The following is a 19,099-nucleotide window of genomic DNA, read 5'->3' as shown; positions in this document are numbered from 1 at the left end:
CACAGCGCCGAGTGATCCAACACGGCGTCCACGCAACGACCGCCCTCGCGGAAGTCACCGGACGGCCCGCATGGCCTCGCCACGGCAAGTCGCCACCGGCGTCGCGTTCACCCTTGAAGCCCATGACCGGAGGTCGAGCAGCACCCTGCCTCCCAACATCTGGACTGCGTTTGACGAGCCGGGTTCGCGTCGCCAGCATGGTGAACCATGCAGCGGATGGGCATCCCTCTCGTCGCCGACCTGGCGATCGATCTGGCGCGTTGCGCCAGCGCCTGCTGTCCCAGCTGATCAGCGTCTTCCCCGTGGCAACGCCACGCGCGAACCTGTTCGGCTGACTTCCCGCCACCGGGGTGCGAGCCCCGCTATTCTGGACCACACTGTGGCGGTAAACCTATAGGACTGATAGGCAATGTATGCAAAGCGAGGAGCTTCCGTGACTGTCGTCGACGCCCGTCTCGACCATCTCGCCATCGCCGCGCGCTTCGCCGCCGCACCCGAGCAGTGGCCGGTGGCGCCGCGGTTCAACCCCGTGGACCGCTGGTACCACCGCCTGCACGTCGCGGACGACTACGAGGTGTGGCTGCTCACCTGGCTGCCCGGCCAGGGCACCGAATGGCACGACCACGGCGGATCGGCCGGCGCGTTCCACGTCTTCGGCGGCACGCTCACCGAGGACACGGTTGCGCTGGGCGACTCCGGCCACCGCACCGGTCACCAGGCCCTGCAGGCGGGCGCCGGTCTGTACGGCGTCGCCGCGGGCGCCGCTCAGCGCGACGCCGGTCAGCGCGACGCCGCCGCGGGCGCCGCTCAGCGCGACGCCGGTCAGCGCGACGCCGGTCAGCGCGACGCCGGTCAGCGCGACGCCGCCGCGGGCGCCGGTCAGCGCGGCGCGGGTCGGCGCGACACGGGTCTGTACGGCGCCGACGCGGGCGCCGGCCGCTGGGAGCCGGTCGGAGGCGCCGGCCGCTCCCCCCGGGTCACGTCGCGGGAGCTGGGCGAGGGCGCCGGCCGGCGCTTCGGCAGCCACCACATCCACCGCATGACCAACCGGTCGAACCGCCCCGCGGTCAGCGTCCACGTGTACGGTCCGGCGCTCACCACGATGACCAAGTACCGCATCAGCGCGGCGGGCCTCGAGGTGCTCGAGGTCGAGCGGGCCGGTGCCCAGTGGTGACGCCGGCCCCGCCGGGGTCGCTCGGCATCGACGAGATCCTGGCCAACGCCCGCGCCCGGCTGAGCCGCGTGGACCCGTACGAGACGCAAGCCGCTCTGAGCCGTGGCGCCGTCCTCGTGGACATCCGGCCGGCCGCGCAGCGCGCCGAGTTCGGCGAGATCCCCGGCGCCGTCGTCATCGAGCGCAACGTCCTCGAGTGGCGGCTCGACCCGCGCAGCGACGCCCGGCTGCCGTTCGCCGGCAGCTACGACCTCGAGGTCATCGTCACCTGCCAGGAGGGCTACACCAGCAGCCTGGCCGCCGCCTCGCTGCAGGACCTGGGGCTGTGGCGGGCGACCGACCTGGAGGGCGGCTACCGGGCTTGGCGCGATGCCGGATTGCCGACGGTGCAGGGTTCGCCCCTGATCTCCGCGGCGCGGTAGGGTCGGCCCGCCCCGGGTGGGCGGGGGTATGGGCGGGCCCACCGCAGATCGGCGTGGAAGTCGGGGATCTTCCTAGGGGGCTCTCCGGTGCCGCCGCCGGCGGGTGGGCCCTAGCGTCCGAGCCATGTGGCGCATTCCGCTTTTCGTGATCGGCCTCTATCTCGTCGTCCGGGCGGCCATCGAGCCGTTCGTCATCGACTTCGGCGACGCGGCGACCTACCGCAACGACTGGGGCGGGCCGCACCTCGCCGGCGTGCTGGCCGTCCACGTGGGACCGGGGTTGCCGGCGGCGGCGCTGATGATCCGGTGGTTCGTACGCCGCCGCCGGCCGGAACCCGCGCCGGGCTAGGACTCGCGGGCCCGGCGGGGCAGCAGGAACGACAACCCGAAGGCCACGCCCAGCAGCAGGAGCGACACCCCGGTGGTCGCGACCGTCGCGTCCTGGAAGCCGGCGTACGCCGCCAGGCAGCTGTCCTGCGGAGCGCAGTCCCGCAGCCCGGCCACGGGATCGTCCGGCGCCAGCGCGAAGAAGATCGTGCCCAGCACGGCGAGGCCGAACGCTCCGCCGAGCTGCTGCACCGAGGTGAGCGCCCCGGAGGCCGAGCCGGTCTCCTCGTCGTCGACGCCGGCCAGCACGATGTTGAAGAACGGCGCCATCGCCAGGCCCATGCCCGCGCCGATCGCGGCCAGGGCGGGAATCAGCAGCCACGGCGTGATCGAGGCGCCCGCCAGCCACAGCGTGAGCATGAACCCGGCCGTGCCCGCCATCATCACGACGGTGCCGATCAGCAGCAGCTTGCGACCCAGTCGTTCGCTCAGGCCGGAGCCCGCCGCCACGAAGCCGGCCACCGTGCCCAGCGCCTGCGGCAGCGTGGTGAGCCCGGCCTCGAGCGGTGAGTAGCCGAGGCCGACCTGCAGGTACAGCGTGAAGACCAGCCCGGTGCCGATGAGCGCCGCGAAGAACACGAGACCGACCACGAGCCCGCCGCTGAAGGCGCGCTTGCGGAACAGGCTCGGCGTGACCAGCGGGTCGAGACCGCGGCGTTCGCGGCGGCGCTCGAGGACCGCGAACAGGCCGAAGACCACGACGCCCCCGGCGAGCAGCGCGAAGCACCACACCGGCCAGCCCAGCTCGCGGCCCTGCACCAGCGGATAGAGCAGCAGGAACGCGCCCGCCGCGGCGAGCAGCACCCCGAGCCAGTCGAGCCTCGGCGCGCGTTCGCTGCGGAACTCGGGGAGGAACCGCAGCGCGCCGATCACGGCGAACAGGCCCAGCGGCAGGTTGATGAGGAAGATCATCCGCCAGCCGGAGCCGAGGAAGTCGGCGTCGACGAGCCACCCGGCGAGGATCGGGCCGCCCACCGATGACAGGCCCATCACCGGGCCGAAGGCGCCGAACGCCTTGGCCTGCTCGGCCGGCGAGAACATCTGCTTGATCATGCCGAGGCCCTGCGGCAGCATCACGGCGCCGAACAGGCCCTGCACCGCCCGGCCGGCGACGAGCTGGCCCGGCGTCTGCGCGAGACCGCAGGCCAGCGAGGCGAGCGTGAAGCCCGCCGCGCCGATCAGGAACATGCGGCGGCGCCCGAAGATGTCGCCGAGGCGGCCGCCGGTGAGCAGGCCGATCGCCATGGCGAGGGTGTACGCGGCGCCGAGCCACTGGATGAGGCTGTACGACCCGCCCAGCTCGTGGCGGACGGCCGGACCGGCGATGGTGGTGACCAGCGCGTCGAGCAGGTCCATGACCTCGACGCTGAGGATCACGAAGAGGGCGACCCAGCGGTAGCGGTACGGCGTTTGTTGCGCCGCCGCCCGTTCGAGCACGGCGTCCATGGCCACATCCTTCCGATTGGACGAACACTGTTCGTTGTAACGAACACTGTTCTACTGGCGAACACTGTTCGCGTCAAGGTAAATTCGCCGACGATGAGCGATGTGAACTGGCCTCCTGGCGCACGCCGTGCCCGTACGGCGAAAGCGCCTCTCACCCGGACCGAGATCGTGCGGACCGCGCTGCGCATCGTGCAGGCCGAGGGCATCGACGCGGTGAGCATGCGGCGGCTCGCCACCGAGTTCGACACCGGTCCGTCGAGCCTCTATGCCCACGTCCGCAACAAGGACGAACTGCTGCAGCTGATGTTCGACGAGATGTGCGGGCTGGTCGAGGTGCCCGCGCTCGACGAGTCACGGTGGAAACAGCAGGTCAAGGATCTGGCCCGGGCCGGGCACGCGGCCATGGTGGCGCACAACGACCTCGCCCGCGCGGCGCTCGCGACGATCCCCAGTGGCCCCAACGCGCTGCGCATCTCGGACGCCATGTTCGGCATGATGCTGGCCGGCGGCATTCCGCCGCGCGTCGCGGCCTGGGCGATGGACCGGATCTTCCTCTACATCACCGCCGACGCGTACGAGTACTCCATCTGGCGCCAGCGGGCCGCCGGCACCACGAAGCAGGGCTTTCTCGACTCGCTCAGCTTCGACTATCTCGGCTACATCCGGCAGTTGCCCGCGGACGTCTACCCCCACGTCACCCGGCACGCCGAAGCGCTGGTCGGCGGCGGTCCCGAGGCACGTTTCGACCTGGGGCTGGAACTGCTCGTCGACGGCTTGGACAAGTACGCGACACCCTCATCGTGAGATCGGTCGATATAGCCGTAGTTGATCGACCCGTCACAGTCGATACTGGGACCATGGACGGCGACAACCCGACGGGCGCACGGCTGCCGGTGCCGGTCACGCCGTTCGGGCCGCTGCACCTGCTGGCGGTGCGTGTGCACCGGCTGGCGAACTCCGGCCGCGGGCACGAGGCCCTGCGCGCCGCCGACGCGTACCTCGCCATTGCCCATGCCACCGGCGACGACCGTACGGTGCCGTTCCTTCTTCAGGGCCAGATGTACGCGAACCTCCTCATGGGACGTCTGGCGGAGGCGGCTTCGCTGGCCGAGCGGCTGCTGCGGCTGCACCGGACGGCCGGGTCCCCGCTCGGCGAGGCCAAGATCCTGTGTGACCTCGCGCAGATCGAGGTCCTGCGTGGACGCTACTTCCTGGCGATGCGCTACCTCGCCCGCGCGGCCGTGCTGCTGGATCTGCCCTACACCGACGGCGAGCGCCGCGTCTCCGCGCTCTGCTCGTTCGCCGAGGCGGCCACCGCGGCCGAGATGTACGAGACCGCCGCCGCGACCTATGAGCGGCTCAGCATCGCGCACGCGTCGTTCGGGCTGGTGCACGCCGACACCCTGCTGCACTGGGCGCTGCGGCTCGACCACGTGGGCCGCCACGACGAGGCGGCCAGCCGGTTGCGGCGCAGCGCGGCCATCACCCGGCGGCACACCGAGCAGCGGCCCGACGACGTGGTCGCCGCCGCGATGCTGGCGCTGGCCCTGGCCAAGCTCGGCGACGTGATCCCGGCCGAGAAGCTGGCCCGCGAGGCCGTGATGCCGCTGCGCGGGGCCGAGAATTTCCGGTACGCGCGGATGGCGCACCTGGCGCTGGGCATCAGCCTGCGCTCGCACGGCGCGCTCGCCGAGGCGCGTCGCGAGTTCATCGCCGCGCGCGAGCTCTGCGCGTACGGCACCCGCCCCGACGAGGAACCGATCATCCGGTTCGAGCTGGCGCTCACCGCCCGCGACGCCGACGACGGCCAGCCCGGCCGCGACCTGTTCGAGGCCGTGCAGGGTCAGACGCTGGAGTTGTGGCGGCTGCGGCTGCAGCGTCTCGCCATGCTGCGCCAGGCCCGCCAGCGCGAGGAGTCCGAGGCCGCGCGGGCCCGGGCCGAGCGCGAGGTGCTGCGCGACCCGCTCACCGGCCTGGACAACCGGCGCCGCTTCGACCTGCTGATGGACCGCATTGACCGCGGCCGGCTCACCGCCCCGCTGGTGCTGCTGATCGTCGACGTCGACCACTTCAAGGCGATCAACGACGCCTACTCGCACGCCACCGGCGACCGCGCGCTGCGCGAGGTGGCCCGCATCCTGCGCGCGCACTGCCGCGCCGAGGACACCCCGGTCCGCTACGCCGGCGACGAGTTCGCCGTCTTCCTGCGCGGCGACCTGACCGTGGGCCGCGAGGTGGCCGAACGCATCCGGGCCGCCGTCGCGAGGTCGGACATCATTCCCGGCGTACGCCTGACCGTGAGCGTCGGCCTGGCGGCGCTCGCCGAGGGCATGTCCGGCGAGGTCCTCTTCCGCGAGGCCGACGACCGCCTCTACGCCGCCAAGTGGAGCGGCCGCAACACCATCGCGGCCTAGCCGGGCTTCACGACGCCGGATCGGCCGCTGTAGAGGCTGCGGGAGTTGTCGACGTCGCGAGGGGTGTCGGGGGCGTCGAGCCAGACGACGTAGGGCGCGCCGGACACCAGCCCCGTGATGGTGGCGCTGCCGGTGCACTCGCCGCCGGTGGTGACGGTCTGCCAGACGGGCTCGGGCTGGGCGCCGCTGACGAGCTCCTGCGGTACGGCGGTGACGCGGTACCGCTTGCCGTAGCGGTTGGGCCACTGCACCCGCAGCGAACGCGGCCCCGGCGTCACCGACAGCGGGATGAACACCATGCCGACGTCCTCGTTCCAGGCGTTCGCGCACTCCGAGCTCAACGGCATGAACGACACGGGCGGCAGCGCGGGCGGGAGGCTTCCGCCGCGTCTCGCCGGCGCGCTGGGTGTGGCGCTGCCCGGCTTGACGGTCACCCAGGAGTCGCCGGTGCTGGTGATGGGGCTCGGCGCGGCCGACGGGGTTCCGCCGCCGCAGGCGCTCAGCAGGAACGGCAGCAGCGCAAGGCCGAATGCGCGGAACCGCATCTATCCCCCGAACAGAGTCCTTTCCCCTCCGTTCGGCGCGAACCGTCCGCGGCTTAGCCCGGCGGCGGGCCCGTCGTGCCCCGCACCACCAGGCGCGGCGGGATCACCACCTCGCGGTGGGCGACCGCCGCGCCGTCGATGCGCTCCACCGCCCGGGCCACGGCCAGCGTCGCCATCGTGTCGATGTCCTGCGCGACGGTGGTCAGGTCGATGTGGGCCAGCCGGCTGAAGCTGCTGTCGTCGTAGCCCACGACGCTGATGCCGCCCGGCACCGCGAGCCCGTTGCGGCGCAGCACGTCGAGCAGGCCGGTCGCGCTGAGGTCGTTGAACACGGTCACCGCGGTCGGCGGGTCCGCCAGCAGCTCGCGGGCGGCCCGGGCGCCGTCCTCCTCGCCGAAACCGCCGCCGACCACCCGGGCGTACGCCTGGAGGCCGTGGCGCCGCATCGCCTCGCGATAGCCCTGGCGCCGTTCCGCGGACGACAGCATCCGCCCGCCGTCGACGTGCGCGATGCGGGTGTGGCCGAGCGCGACGAGGTGGTCGACGGCCAGGTGCAGCCCGCGCGCGTCGTCGGTGCGCACCACGTCGACCTGCCGTTGACGCACCGAGCGCATCATCGCCACCACCGGCAGGCGCCCGGCGAGCGTGCCCAGCTCCGCGGTCGTGATCTGCGGACCGAGCAGCACCAGCGCGGCACACCGGTCCTGCAGCAGACCGCCGATGGCCGTACGTTCGTCGCGCCTCGGGGTGACCGCGCTCAGCGTCAGCTCGTACCCGTTGCGCTCCGCCGCGTCGTAGAGCCCGGTGAGCAGGTCGTCGTGGAACGGGTGCTGCACGCCGAAGACGACGCCGAGCAGCCGGCTGCGGCCGCTGCGCAGCAGGCGGGCCCGGCTGTCGGGCTGATAGTCCAGCCGTCGGGCCACCTCGAGGACCCGCTCGCGGGTGGCCGCGCTCGCACCCGGGGCGTCGCGCATCACGATCGACACCAGCGCCACCGACACGCCCGCCTCGGCCGCCACGTCCGCGAGCGTGGGCCGCCGGTCCCCCACCGTCATGACCCGAGAATTTACCTGTGACGACTAGAACGTTCTAAGCCGCCACCGACTAGAACGTTCTAGAGTCGATCGCGTGGAGAACCTCACCGCCGGCCGTCGCCGGGCGGCCCTGCTCGCGCTCGCCCTGGGCGGCTTCGGGCTCGGCCTCACCGAGTTCGTCGCCATGGGCCTGCTGCCGGACCTCGCCCGCGACCTGCTGCCCGCCGCCTACGCCCGCTCGGCGCCCGACGCCGTCGCCCGGGCGGGCTGGATGATCACGATCTACGCGCTCGGCGTGGTCGTCGGGGCGCCCACGATCGCCGCGCTGACCGCCCGCATGCCCCGGCGCCGCCTCGTGATCGTGCTGCTCTCGCTGTTCGTCGCGGGCACGGTGGCCTCCGCGCTGGCGCCCACGTTCGAGCTCGTGCTGGCCGGCCGCTTCCTGGCCGCGCTGGCGCACGGGGCCTACTTCGGCGCCGCGGGCCTGCTCGCCGCGGCAATGCTCGGCCCCGGCAGCCAGGGCAAGGGCTTCGCGATCGTGCTCAGCGGGCTCACCGCCGCGAACGTGTTCGGCGTGCCGCTGATCACCGGCCTGGGCCAGGCCGCCGGCTGGCGGGTGGCGTACCTCGCGGTGGCGGGCGTCTTCGCGCTCACCCTGCTGTTCGTGGTCTTCACCGTGCCCGAGGTGGCCGCCGCACCGGGCGGTTCGCCGCGCGCCGAGCTGGGCGCCTTCCGCTCCCGCCAGGTGTGGCTGGCCGCCGCCGTGGCCGCGGTCGGGTTCGGCGGCTTCTTCGCGGTGAACAGCTACATCGCCCCCGTCACCACGCACGTGACCGGCCTCAGCGAGTCGTACGTGCCCTGGGTGCTGGCCGTGATGGGCGTGGGCATGAGCGTCGGCAACGCCGCCGGGGGCGTGGCCGCCGACCGCCACCTGCGCCGCAGCATGCTGCTCGGCTTCGTCGCGATGATCGCCACCATCGCGCTCTTCGGCCTCGTGGCGCGCCACCCCGTGGGCCTGTTCGCCGGCGCCTTCCTGGTCGGCGCGGCCGCCCTGTTCATCGGCCCCGCGCTGCAGGCCCGCCTGATCGCCGTGGCGCCCGGAGCCCAGCTCATGGGCGCCGCCGTCAACCAGTCGGCCTCCAACGTCGCCAACAGCGCCGGCGCCGCCCTGGGTGGCGCCGTGATCGCCGCCGGCTGGGGCTATCTCTCCGCGGCGTGGATCGGCGTGCTGCTGGCGGTCACCGGCCTCGTGCTGGCCGTGCTGAGCTTCCGGATGGACCGCCGTCCCGGCGTCCTCGGGGAGCCGCGCCGCGCGGAGCCCGCCGCCGTCTGAGGCGGCCCTGTGGACACCGGGCTCAGGCGGGCCCGAGGAGGTGGCCGGCCATCTGCAGCACGCCGTCGCCGACGACCACGGGCGTGTGCAGGCCGGAGCGATCGCTGAGCGTCAGCGTGCCGCCCTCGAGGTGGTAGGTGCCGCGCGCCGGACGCTTGCGCCCCGCCACCTTTCCCGCGTACGTTCCGTCGGTCCTGATGTCGAGACGGACCGTGCCGTCCGCGCTGAGCCACGCGCCGACCGGCGGCGTCACCGGGCCCGAGGAGGGCGTACGCCCGACCGGCCCCGGCTGTCGCGCCGGGCGTGCGCGCAACGCGAGCGTGAGCAGCGCGGCTGCGTCCAGAACGGTGGTGTCGACGTGCTGATCGGCAGGCGCGCGCATGGAGGCTCCGGGGGTCGGGGACGCGGAGCCCCTACCATCGGCAGGGACGCCACCCAGCACACCCGGATGCCCGGTGCACCCCGGTTGCAATCATCCGCGCAGCGCCGCGGTCACGGCCGCCATCAGCTTCTCGAGGTAGTCGTCGTCGGGCTTGGAGCGCGAGACGGCCAGCCGCCAGTAGAGCGGCCCGAGGATCAGGTCGACCGCCACGTCGGGGTCGGTGCCCGCGGGGAGCTCGCCCCGGGCGACCGCCTGGCCGATCAGCTTCTCGCCGACGGCGAGCTGGTGGGTGCGCAGCGCCGTCTGGAGGGTCTCGGCGATCTGCGGGTTGCGGGCGGCCTCGGCCATGAGGTCGGGAATGATCTGCGAGGCGATCCGGTGTTGCAGAGCGCGGCTCACGATCATCATGATCAGCTGCAGGTCGCCGGCGAAGCTGCCGGTGTCGGGCAGCGGCACGCTGCGGCCGGCCACGTCGGAGACGATCTCGAGCACCATCTCGAGCTTGTTGCCCCAGCGGCGGTAGATTGCGGTCTTGCCGACGCCGGCGCGGCGCGCCACGGCCTCGATGGAGAGCCGGCCGTAACCCACCTCGGCCAGCTCGTGCATCACGGCGTCACGGATCGCCACGGTGATGTCGCTTCGGAGCACCGCCGCTCCGGCCGGTGCGCGCTTCGCTGTTGCCACGCGGTCACTATACGCCAGGACGTTACGGTTGCGTTCCGCCGTTTGGTCGGATAACCTTCCGGTTACGTCGATACGAGGCCGTCCCGTCGGCCGCGACTTGGCATGCTGCTTAAGTGTTCTCGCCTAAAGAACCAGGGCCCGGTGACCCTCACGGGCCGACGAGATCGGAGCACCACCCCATGGCTCAGACGGCGGTCGCCGATTCCGACACCGGGCCATCGCTCAAGGAGCTGGCCCGGCGGCACGGCCTGACGAAGGCGGGGCGCCTGCCCAGCCTGCCGGAATACACCCGGCACCTCTGGACCTACCGGCACTTCATAGCCGCCTTCGCCAACGCCAAGGTGAGCGCGTCGCTGGGCAGCACCAAGCTGGGCGTGGTCTGGCAGCTCCTGACCCCGCTGATCAACGCCGGCGTCTACTACGTGATCTTCGGCGTGCTGATCAACACCAAGCAGGACGTCGACAACTTCATCGCGTACCTGTGCGCGGGTGTCTTCATCTTCGGATTCACCCAGTCGGTGGTGCAGGCGGGCTCCCAGTCGATCACGGCGAACATGGCGCTGATCCGGGCGCTGCACTTCCCGCGCGCCAGCCTGCCGATCGCGGTCACGCTGGTCGAGGTGCGCAACATGGTCGCCTCGATGGCCGTCCTGGTCGCGATCGTGCTGCTCACCGGCGAGCCGATCACCGTCGAGTGGCTGCTGGCCGTGCCGGCGCTGCTGCTCCAGACGATCTTCAACGCCGGACTCGCGCTGTTCGTGGCGCGGCTGATCTCCAAGGTCACCGACATCCGGCAGCTCATCCCCTACATCCTGCGCATCTGGATGTACGGGTCCGCGGTGCTCTACCCGGTCACGTTCTTCCAGGAGCGGCTGCACGGCTGGCAGCTCACGCTGGTCGAGGCCAACCCGCTGCTGATCTTCATCGAGCTGATGCGGCACGCGCTGATGGAGGACGTCGAGCTCGCGGGGTCGGCGCCGATGCTCTGGGCCGGCGCGCTGATCTGGACCGCGCTCGTCGGCTTCGGCGGTTACGTGTACTTCTGGCGCGGAGAGAAGGGCTACGGCCGTGGCTGACCAGCGGGAACCGACCGTCATCGCGGACAACGCGCACATCGTCTACCGCATCTACGGCTCGGTGGCGCCGGGCGCGAACACGCCGCTGGCCAGCTTCAAGCGCATCATCACGGGCAAGAAGAGCGCGGCCGTCCGCGAGGTGCACGCGGTCAAGGGCGTCAGCTTCGTGGCCTACAAGGGCGAGGCGATCGGCCTGATCGGCACCAACGGCTCCGGCAAGTCGACGCTGCTGCGGGCGATCGCCGGCCTGCTGCCGGTGGAGCGCGGCGGCGGCATCTACGCGGCCGGCCAGCCGTCACTCCTGGGAGTGAACGCGGCGCTGATGAACGACCTCTCCGGCGAGCGCAACGTCGAGCTGGGCTGCCTCGCGATGGGCATGTCGCCCGCCGACGTCAAGGCGCAGACGGCCGACATCATCGAGTTCTCCGGCATCAACGACCGCGGCGACTTCAGCTCGCTGCCGATGAAGACGTACTCGTCCGGCATGTCGGCGCGGCTGCGGTTCTCGATCGCCGCGGCGAAGAAGCACGACGTGCTGCTGATCGACGAGGCGCTGGCCACCGGCGACGCGAAATTCCGCAAGCGCAGCGAGCAGCGGGTGCGCGACCTGCGCAAGGAGGCCGGCACGGTGTTCCTGGTCAGCCACAGCGAGCAGTCGATCCGGGACACCTGCGAGCGCACCATCTGGCTCGAGTCCGGCGTGATCCGCGCGGACGGCCCCACCGACGACGTGATGAAGGAGTACGAGACCTACGTCAACAAGTAAGCCTCGTACCCCCTCGCGAGGTCAGCGCACTGATAAATGCACGTGGTTGGTGTGGTCGCTGGACGGGTCGCCGTTGCCGCGGGAGTACGCCTTCCAGCCGCTCGAGGGCAGCCAGATGCGTTTGAACCAGATGACGTAGAGCACGCCCAGCCGGTCCGAGTTGTTGATGAAGTAGTTGGCCAGGTTGGTCCCGTACGTCTTGTCACCACCCGACGCGACGCCGCCGAACCCCTTCTTCTCGGCGGCGAAGTCGCACGCCTGGCCCTTGGGGTGCTCGCCGCTGTTCTGCTCGCGGAAACATGCGACATAGCGGGTGAAGCCCGCCTTCTGCGCCTGCTTGAGAGCGTGCAGCGTGCGCGGGGTCAGGCAGCCGCTGGTGGTGGGGTCGTCCTCGGTGCAGCCCTCGTCCCGCAGCGAGCCGTCCGAGCTGCGCGGCGCCGGAGTGGCCTTGGCCTGCGAGCCGCCGCCGCTCGATCCGCCGCTGGACCCGCCGCTCGTGCCGCCGCCGGGCGGATCGGCGTCCTCGCCGGTGTTGGCGGCCTTGAGCGCGGCCTCGGCCTGCACCTTGCGCTTGGCCATCAGGTTGACCTGCTTGAGCTGGTTGCGCACCTCGGCGTCGATGGCCAGTTTCGCGCGCTGCTGCCCGTCGCGGGTCGCCTTGAGCGCGGCCAGCGCCGCGTTCTCCTTGACCGCGACGGTCTCGAGCGTCTGGGCGCGGTCGAGGAAGTCGCCGGAGGAGCTCGCCTGCAGCAGGGCGCTCATCGGTCCCAGCCGGCCGGTCCGGTAGGACTGCTGGATGATGTCGTCGATCGCCGCCTGTTTCGGGCCCACCTGGCCCTCGAGCTCCTTGAGCCGGGCGGCCAGCTGGGACTGCCGCGTGCGCGACCGGGCCAGCGCCTCCTTGGCCTCGACGTAGCCCCGGGAGGCCGCCTCGAGCTGCTGGATCAGGGTTCTGGGTGCGCCCTCGCCGTCGTCGCCGCTGTCGCCGGGCGCCGCGGCGGCCGGACCGGCCACCGCCAGAGTCAGCCCGGAGATGGCGACGAGGAGCGCGAGCAGTGCCGCCGAACGTCGGCGGACAGTGTTATGCCGCACAACCTTTCCTTCCGTCGGCCGCCGACCGAGTTAGCTGACGGGTTCGGGACGGAAGTGATCCCTACCGCGCGAGCGCGGATTCACCCCGGAAAAACGGTTGGTTCCCCGGCTCGCCCGCGGGCGATTAGGCGGCGGTCCCCTGGGGGTGGAGACCGCCCCCGACCATACCGACTCCATCGAATGATCGACAGTTATCGCACGCACCGCAATTCGCCCGCGACGGCACGTGACGGCAATTACGGAATGTGTCGGAGTGACTACGAAATAGCCATTCCTGAAGACTGAAGCGGCGCAAAGTCTCGGGTAAACTGGCCGCCGGTTCTGCCACGGAGGCACCGCCCCCGAGGTGCCGGCAGGCCACCGCCCAATCGCCGCGAGGCGAGCCGGGGAACCAGGTCAGTGGGGTGCATCCGCGCGAGCGGTAGGGATCGCTTCCGTCCCGAACCCGTCAGCTAACCCGGTCGGCGGTTTACCGGAAGGAACTGCATTGACCGTACGACCCCGCCGGTGGCTGACACTTGCCCTGGCGCCGCTCGTGGCCTTGTCTTTCCTGGCCGCACCCGCTTCCCCGGCGAGCGCCGAGCCGGGTGGCAGCACCTCGACGAGCCCCGACGAGTCGGGCGGATCGGTCGGCAAGAACAACGCCACCCTGGACGACGTGCTCGAGTCGTCGAACCGTCGCTTCGTCGCCGCCAAGGCCGCGGTGACGAAATCCACGGCGGCGCAGAAAAGACTGGCCGCCGAGATCAAGACCGCGGAGGCGCGGCGCCTGGCGCTGCTGCCCGAGGTCAACGCGATCGCCGGCCAGCAGTACCGCACCGGCCACCTCGGCGCCGCCGGCTTCCTGCTCGGCAGCCAGAACTCCGACGACTTCCTCGCCAAGGCGGTCTCGCTCGAAGAGATCAACGCCATGCAGGACCGCAAGCTGGCCGAGCTCAACAAGGCGATCGACGACGTCAACAAGGCCAAGGCCGCGCTCGACGCCGAGGTGCGCAAGCAGCAGACCAACCTCGTCGCGATGAAGAAGCAGAAGGACGCGGCCGACGACGCGCTCGCGCTGGTCGGCGGCGAGAGCCTCACGCACGGCCTGGTGCTGGCGAACTCGCCCAAGGCCGCCCCGGCGCCGCGCAACTCCGACGGCGGGTTCTCCCCCGAGAGCTGCAACGTCGAGGACCCGACGACCAACGGCTGCATCACCGCGCGGACGTTCCACATGTACAAAGAGGTGAAGAAGGCCGGCTTCGACCGGTTCGTGGGCTGTCACCGCGACGGCGGGCCGTTCGAGCATCCCAAGGGCCGCGCCTGCGACTGGTCGCTGCAGGACAAGGGCTTCGCGGTCGCGCACAACGAGGACATGCGCCGCTACGGCAACAACCTCATGGCGTTCCTGGTGCGCAACGCCGACCGGCTCGGCATCTACTACGTGATCTGGTACAAGCAGATCTGGTTCCCCGCCAGCGGCTGGAAGACGTACCACGGGCCGAGCGCGCACACCGACCACGTGCACGTGTCGCTGCTCTGACCGCCCCGCACACACACGAAAGGGCCCCGGGAGATCCCGGGGCCCTTTTCCGTCGTCGGACGTCAGCTCGTCGCCCGCCGCACCGGCGCGCGACCGGCCGGCTGCTGCGGCGCCGGGCCGACCGGGTGCGGCGGCGGGATCGGCACGACGACCGGCTTGACCTGGGTCACCTCGATCTCCTTGCCGTGGTGCACCAGCGTCAGCCGGGCCGAGCCGCCGCCGTTGCGCAGCGAGTAGGTGACCTCGTCGGGCGTCACGTTGACCCGCAGCCGCAGCCCGCGCCAGAGCAGCGAGAACTCCATGTTGTTGATGCGGCTGGGCAGGCGTGGCGCGAACGACAGCTGGCCGTTGAAGTCGCGCATGCCGCCGAGCCCGGCGACCAGCGAGATCCAGGTGCCGGCCAGCGACGCGATGTGCAGGCCGTCCCGCGAGTTCTGGTGCAGGTCGTGCAGGTCCATCAGCGCGGCCTCGCCCAGGTAGTCGTGGGCCAGCTCGAGGTGGCCCACCTCGGCCGCCATCACGGCCTGGACGCAGGCGGACAGCGACGAGTCGCGGACCGTGCGGGCCTCGTAGTAGGCGAAGTTGCGCGCCTTCTCCTCCGGGGTGAACGCGTCGCCCCGGACGTACATCGCCATGACCAGGTCGGCCTGCTTGACCACCTGCTTGCGGTACAGGTCGAAGTACGGGTAGTTCAGCAGCAGCGGGTACGCCTCGGGCGGGGTGTTCTCGAAGTCCCACTCCTGCAGCCGGGTGAAGCCCTCGGACTGCTGGTGAACCCCCAGTTCCCGGTCGTACGGGATGTGCACCGCGGCCGCCGCGTCCCGCCAGCTCGCCGTCTCCTCGTCGTCCACGCCCAGCTTGCGGGCGAGGTCCGGGTGCCGCTTGACCGCCTCGGCCGCGGTCAGGAGGTTCTGCTGGGCGAGCAGGTTGGTGTAGATGTTGTCGTCCACGACGGCCGTGTACTCGTCCGGGCCGGTCACCCCGTCGATGTGGAAGCGCCCGTGCCGGTCGTGGTGGCCCAGCGAACGCCACAGCCGCGCGGTCTCGACCAGCAGCTCGAGGCCGACCTCGCGCTCGAAGTCGTAGTCGCCGGTGGCCTGCACGTAGCGACGGACCGCGTCGGCGATGTCGGCGCCGATGTGGAAGCCCGCCGTGCCGGCCGGCCAGTACGCCGAGCACTCCTGCCCGCGGATGGTGCGCCACGGGAACGCTGCGCCCTGCAGGCCGAGCGTCTGAGCGCGCTCCCGCGCCAGGTCGAGCGTCGAGTGCCGCCAGCGCAGCACGTCGGCCGCGGCGGAGGGCTGGGTGTAGGTCAGCGCGGGCAGCACGAACGTCTCGGCGTCCCAGAACGTGTGGCCGTCGTAGCCGGGGCCGGACAGGCCCTTGGAGCCGATCGGGCGCTGCTCGGCCCGGGCGCCGGACTGCAGCGTGTGGAACAGCCCGAAGCGGACCGCCTGCTGCACCTCGGCGTCGCCGTCGACCCGTACGTCGGAGTGGTCCCAGAACGCGTCCAGGTATTCCTGCTGGGCCTCGAGCAGCCCCTCCCAGCCGTCCAGGCGGGCGCTGGCCAGGGCCGCGCCGACCTGGTCGCGCACGGCGGGCAGCGAGCGGTGGCTGGACCAGCCGTACGCGGCCAGCTTGACCACGCGCAGCTTCTGACCGGGCTCGAGCTTGCACGCCACGGTCGTCCGCAGCCAGTCGGGGTGCCCCTCGGTGGTCACGGCGTGCTTGCCGGGCGCCTCGACGAGGTGCTCCATGGCCGCGGCCATCCGCAGGTCGCTGGCCTTGGTGCGGTGCACCAGCAGGCCGCCGGTGCGCTGCTCGAGCACCTCCTCGGCCTGCAGCGGGTGGTCGAGCACGGCGGCGACCCGCGGGTCCTTGCTCATCGGCGGCAGCTGCTCGTTGGCGACCAGCTCCGACTGCAGGATCAGCCGGGCGGAGGCGTCCAGCGGCTCGACCTCGTAGAGGAACGCCACGACCGAGCGCTGGGTGAACGAGACCAGCCGCACCGTGCGGACCCGGACCGCCTGGCCGGACGGGGAGACCCACTCGACGGTGCGCTCGAGCGTGCCGGCCCGCATGTCGAGCACCCGCTCGTGCGACCGGAGCTCGCCGTAGCGCACGTCGAACGGCTCGTCGTCGACCAGCAGCCGCATGAGCTTGGCGTTGGTGACGTTGACCATCGTCTGGCCGGACTCGGGGAAACCGTAACCGGCCTCGGCGTACGGCAGCGGGCGGAGCTCGTAGAACGAGTTCAGGTAGGTGCCCGGAAGGCCGTGCGGCTCGCCCTCGTCCAGGTTCCCGCGTATCCCGATGTGTCCGTTGGCCAGCGCGAACACCGACTCGGACTGGGCCAGCAGGTCCAGGTCGAGCCGGGTCTCCCGGATGTGCCAGGGGTCGACGGGATATGCCCGTTCACGGATCACGGTGGTGCCTCTCGCAAATGAGAAAGAGAAAGTCTTGAAGATGTAATCGCTGATACGCGATCAACGCGTCAGGAGTTCGGACAGGTCCGTGACGACGATGTCGGCACCGTTGTCCAGAAGGGCCTGAGTCTGGCCCACGCGGTCAACACCGACCACGATCCCGAATTTGCCCGCCCGCCCGGCGGCTACACCCGCCAGAGCGTCCTCGAAGACCGCACAGTTCTCCGGCGGCAGGCCGAGCTGCTCTGCGGCGTTGAGGAAGGTGTCGGGCGCGGGCTTGCCCGGCAAGTTTTGCGCACGAGCGGTCACGCCGTCCACGCGTACCTCTATGAAGTCCGCTATACCGGCGGCCTCGAGCACGTCCTTGCAGTTGGCGCTCGCGGAGACGACGGCACGCCGCAGACCCGCGTCGGTCGCGGCCTTGAGGTAGGCGACAGAGCCGTCGTAGACCTGAACCGCGCCCTCCTTGATCTTTTGCAGGACGAGCAGGTTCTTGCGGTTGCCGATGCCGTTGACGGTCTGCTGGTCGGGACCGTCGTCCGGGCTGCCCTCGGGCAGGGTGATGTGCCGCGAGGCCAGGAAGGTGCGAACTCCATCGGCGCGTTGCCGGCCGTCGACGTAAAGGTGGTAGTCGGAGCCGGAGTCGAACGGCACGAACGGTTGACCGTGCTGCGTCGCCCAATCCTCGAGGAAGACGTCGAAGGTCTGCTTCCACGCGGCGTTGTGCACGAGCGCGGTCTGGGTGAGCACACCGTCGAGATCGAAGAGGCAGGCGGTCACGTGAGGAGGTAGTCCGAGCACGCGCCCAATGTAGTCGCACCCGGACACTCACGAGACCGGAAGGGCGGCTTCACATTCCGACGGCGCGTTCACGTCCTGTTCAAAGTGCTGTTTCGCCACGCGGACCGGCCGGCGGCGCGAGCACGATCCGCAACCCGATCGTGGTGCCGATCGGGCCGGTGGCCACGGCCACCTCGTCGCAGAGCTGGTAGGCCAGCCAGATGCCGCGGCCGCCCACCTCGTACGCCTCAGGGACCTCCGGAGACGACAGGTAACGCGCCGGAATGCCCGGGCCCGAGTCGGTGACCGAGCACCACGCCGAGCCGTCGGCCAGCCAGACCAGCACCCGCCCGTGGCCGCCGGCGTGCAGCACGACGTTGGTGACCACCTCGTTGACGGCCAGGATGAAGCCGTGCAGGCGGTCGCCGCCCAGCCCCGCCGAGCGCAGCCGGGCCGCCACCTCGTGGCGCACCAGCGTGATGTCGTCGTGGCCGAAACGGCGGTCGAGCAGCCGGCCCGCGCTGTCGGGCACCGGGCCCGCGAGCACCGACGGGGACACACCGCCCTGCGCCGCCTCCGTTCCCGGAGCCGGCCGCACACCCTGCCTCACGCTGTCCTCCACCGTGGTGCAGCCTACGCGGTGTGCCACCTCAGTGGCACCACGCGTCCGCATTTCACCGCAACAGCGACACCGCGGCCGGCCCTCAGACCAGGTCGGCGATGGTCCGGAAGATCTCCGCGTAGAAGTTGCCGTCGATGTCGCGGTAGAGGCTGAACGGCTTGTCCGGGCTGCCGAAGAACGGCCGCAGCGTCCAGGCGAGCTGGGTGCCGACGAAGCCGAACAGCAGGATCCAGATGTAGAGCAGCGTCATGCTCGGCGGCGTCTGCTGGCCGGCGGGGCGCTGCGGCGCCTGGCGCAGCGGCTGGTGCGCGTAGCCCGGCGGAAGCAGATGGGGCTGGGAGACGGGCGCCGGAGCGGCAGCGGGCGCGGTCGCGGGTGCGGCAGCGGCTCCATTGGTGCTCTCCGCCGGCGCCAGGGCCGCGACGAGGGGCTTGACGGGCTCGGCGGCCGCCGGGACCGCGGCCGGAGCTGCCGGTTCGGCGGCCTTCGGGGCCAGCAGGCCGTGCTGGTTGAGCACCTGCATGCCACCGGTGAGGAAGCGCAGCCCGACCAGCGCCGACAGGGCCAGGATCGCGACGTTGAGCAGCTTGAAGAACGCGTAGTCCGGCGCGGTGATCAGGAAGAACAGGCTGATCGGCGCGAACGCCAGCGCGAGCATGGCGGTGACGGTGAGCGCGACCATCACCAGCGACAGCGACTGCCGGATCGACAGCCGGGCGCCGAACACCAGGTTGAACAGGTAGAGCGTCGGCAGGCAGATCGCCAGCGTGGCGAGGAACAGCAGCGGCAGCTTGCCCGCCGAGGTCAGCGCCATCAGCACACTGTGGAAGGAGCCCAGCACGGCGCCGTAGACGGCCAGCGCCACCACCGAGCTGACCAGCATCTGGCCGGTGAGCCTGGGCAGGTCGCGGTCCTCCACGATCTGCTGCCAGATGCCCTGTCTGTCGCGCAGGATGCGCTCGATAACCAAGAGTCCGGACGCGTTCGCCACGTT

At 71.3% G+C, this 19,099-nt stretch carries 19 protein-coding genes and 2 riboswitches; of the genes, 9 read left to right on the top strand and 10 right to left on the bottom strand.

All coding sequences use genetic code 11. The annotated features are described in order from the left end of the window. Window positions 1-433: 433 nt before the first annotated feature. The 3 genes from ACSNN8_RS15295 to ACSNN8_RS15285 all read left to right on the top strand — a co-directional run bounded on the left by ACSNN8_RS15295 (window position 434) and on the right by ACSNN8_RS15285 (window position 1,945). Complete coding sequence (locus ACSNN8_RS15295) at window positions 434-1,174, top strand: cysteine dioxygenase (RefSeq protein WP_436649849.1); 741 nt, start codon at window positions 434-436, stop codon at window positions 1,172-1,174. After that, window positions 1,171-1,596, top strand: coding sequence for a rhodanese-like domain-containing protein (locus ACSNN8_RS15290; RefSeq protein WP_436649848.1), 426 nt, complete (start codon window positions 1,171-1,173; stop codon window positions 1,594-1,596). Before ACSNN8_RS15295 ends, ACSNN8_RS15290 begins: the two co-directional genes overlap by 4 nt. Window positions 1,597-1,720: 124 nt before the next feature. Beyond that, entirely contained in the window at window positions 1,721-1,945 is a 225-nt protein-coding gene (locus tag ACSNN8_RS15285) for a hypothetical protein (RefSeq protein ID WP_436649847.1), read from the top strand. On the opposite strand, the gene ACSNN8_RS15280 is transcribed toward ACSNN8_RS15285, so the two are convergent. Beyond that, complete coding sequence (locus ACSNN8_RS15280; protein WP_436649846.1) at window positions 1,942-3,429, bottom strand: MFS transporter; 1,488 nt, start codon at window positions 3,427-3,429, stop codon at window positions 1,942-1,944. The genes ACSNN8_RS15285 and ACSNN8_RS15280 overlap by 4 nt on opposite strands. Window positions 3,430-3,522: 93 nt before the next feature. On the opposite strand from ACSNN8_RS15280, the gene ACSNN8_RS15275 reads away from it, so the two are divergent. Together ACSNN8_RS15275 and ACSNN8_RS15270 are read left to right on the top strand one after the other, a co-directional pair. After that, window positions 3,523-4,233 carry a TetR/AcrR family transcriptional regulator gene (locus ACSNN8_RS15275; RefSeq protein WP_436649845.1) on the top strand — a complete coding sequence of 237 codons (711 nt, stop codon included), beginning with the start codon at window positions 3,523-3,525 and terminating at the stop codon, window positions 4,231-4,233. A gap of 53 nt (window positions 4,234-4,286) precedes the next feature. Then, the gene (locus ACSNN8_RS15270) at window positions 4,287-5,843 is read left to right on the top strand and encodes a diguanylate cyclase (protein WP_436649844.1); all 1,557 of its coding nucleotides are present in this window, start codon (window positions 4,287-4,289) and stop codon (window positions 5,841-5,843) included. Here ACSNN8_RS15270 and ACSNN8_RS15265 read toward each other — a convergent pair. Beyond that, entirely contained in the window at window positions 5,840-6,388 is a 549-nt protein-coding gene (locus ACSNN8_RS15265) for a hypothetical protein (RefSeq protein ID WP_436649843.1), read from the bottom strand. The two genes, ACSNN8_RS15270 and ACSNN8_RS15265, sit on opposite strands and share 4 nt — an antisense overlap. A 53-nt stretch (window positions 6,389-6,441) precedes the next feature. Then, complete coding sequence (locus ACSNN8_RS15260; RefSeq protein ID WP_436649842.1) at window positions 6,442-7,443, bottom strand: LacI family DNA-binding transcriptional regulator; 1,002 nt, start codon at window positions 7,441-7,443, stop codon at window positions 6,442-6,444. 73 nt (window positions 7,444-7,516) lie between these two features. Between ACSNN8_RS15260 and ACSNN8_RS15255 the strand changes: the two genes are divergently transcribed. Then, window positions 7,517-8,755, top strand: a complete 1,239-nt coding sequence (locus ACSNN8_RS15255) for an MFS transporter (protein ID WP_436649841.1) — start codon at window positions 7,517-7,519, stop codon at window positions 8,753-8,755. 22 nt (window positions 8,756-8,777) lie between these two features. On the opposite strand, the gene ACSNN8_RS15250 is transcribed toward ACSNN8_RS15255, so the two are convergent. Together ACSNN8_RS15250 and ACSNN8_RS15245 are read right to left on the bottom strand one after the other, a co-directional pair. Continuing rightward, entirely contained in the window at window positions 8,778-9,137 is a 360-nt protein-coding gene (locus ACSNN8_RS15250; protein ID WP_436649840.1) for an Atu4866 domain-containing protein, read from the bottom strand. A gap of 90 nt (window positions 9,138-9,227) precedes the next feature. Beyond that, window positions 9,228-9,821 (bottom strand): TetR/AcrR family transcriptional regulator, encoded by a 594-nt coding sequence (locus ACSNN8_RS15245; protein ID WP_436649839.1) that lies wholly within the window; start codon window positions 9,819-9,821, stop codon window positions 9,228-9,230. A gap of 179 nt (window positions 9,822-10,000) precedes the next feature. On the opposite strand from ACSNN8_RS15245, the gene ACSNN8_RS15240 reads away from it, so the two are divergent. After that, complete coding sequence (locus ACSNN8_RS15240) at window positions 10,001-10,897, top strand: ABC transporter permease (RefSeq protein WP_436649838.1); 897 nt, start codon at window positions 10,001-10,003, stop codon at window positions 10,895-10,897. Next, complete coding sequence (locus tag ACSNN8_RS15235) at window positions 10,890-11,663, top strand: ABC transporter ATP-binding protein (protein WP_436649837.1); 774 nt, start codon at window positions 10,890-10,892, stop codon at window positions 11,661-11,663. Before ACSNN8_RS15240 ends, ACSNN8_RS15235 begins: the two co-directional genes overlap by 8 nt. 21 nt (window positions 11,664-11,684) lie before the next feature. Here ACSNN8_RS15235 and ACSNN8_RS15230 read toward each other — a convergent pair whose 3' ends face one another. Beyond that, complete coding sequence (locus ACSNN8_RS15230; RefSeq protein ID WP_436649836.1) at window positions 11,685-12,755, bottom strand: coiled-coil domain-containing protein; 1,071 nt, start codon at window positions 12,753-12,755, stop codon at window positions 11,685-11,687. Between the two features lie 3 nt (window positions 12,756-12,758). Further along, window positions 12,759-12,896, bottom strand: a riboswitch (cyclic di-AMP (ydaO/yuaA leader). Window positions 12,897-13,106: 210 nt separating this feature from the next. Beyond that, window positions 13,107-13,239: riboswitch (cyclic di-AMP (ydaO/yuaA leader) on the top strand. 3 nt (window positions 13,240-13,242) lie between these two features. Here ACSNN8_RS15230 and ACSNN8_RS15225 point away from each other — a divergent pair. Continuing rightward, complete coding sequence (locus ACSNN8_RS15225) at window positions 13,243-14,277, top strand: coiled-coil domain-containing protein (protein ID WP_436649835.1); 1,035 nt, start codon at window positions 13,243-13,245, stop codon at window positions 14,275-14,277. A gap of 62 nt (window positions 14,278-14,339) precedes the next feature. Here ACSNN8_RS15225 and ACSNN8_RS15220 read toward each other — a convergent pair whose 3' ends face one another. The 4 genes from ACSNN8_RS15220 to ACSNN8_RS15205 form a co-directional block, all read right to left on the bottom strand. Beyond that, the gene (locus ACSNN8_RS15220) at window positions 14,340-16,703 is read right to left on the bottom strand and encodes a glycoside hydrolase family 65 protein (protein WP_436649834.1); all 2,364 of its coding nucleotides are present in this window, start codon (window positions 16,701-16,703) and stop codon (window positions 14,340-14,342) included. Window positions 16,704-16,763: 60 nt separating this feature from the next. Then, the gene (locus ACSNN8_RS15215; RefSeq protein WP_436649833.1) at window positions 16,764-17,504 is read right to left on the bottom strand and encodes an HAD family hydrolase; all 741 of its coding nucleotides are present in this window, start codon (window positions 17,502-17,504) and stop codon (window positions 16,764-16,766) included. A 79-nt stretch (window positions 17,505-17,583) separates the two neighbouring features. Beyond that, window positions 17,584-18,093: an ATP-binding protein gene (locus ACSNN8_RS15210; protein ID WP_436649832.1), complete on the bottom strand. Its 510-nt coding sequence runs from the start codon at window positions 18,091-18,093 to the stop codon at window positions 17,584-17,586. Between the two features lie 94 nt (window positions 18,094-18,187). Beyond that, window positions 18,188-19,096 carry a hypothetical protein gene (locus ACSNN8_RS15205; RefSeq protein ID WP_436649831.1) on the bottom strand — a complete coding sequence of 303 codons (909 nt, stop codon included), beginning with the start codon at window positions 19,094-19,096 and terminating at the stop codon, window positions 18,188-18,190. Window positions 19,097-19,099: the final 3 nt, after the last annotated feature.

This window comes from Actinoplanes sp. URMC 104, assembly GCF_051386375.1.
Lineage (GTDB): Bacteria > Actinomycetota > Actinomycetes > Mycobacteriales > Micromonosporaceae > Actinoplanes.
Note: the sequence above shows the minus strand (reverse complement) of the source record. Positions and strands in the feature narration are given on the sequence as shown.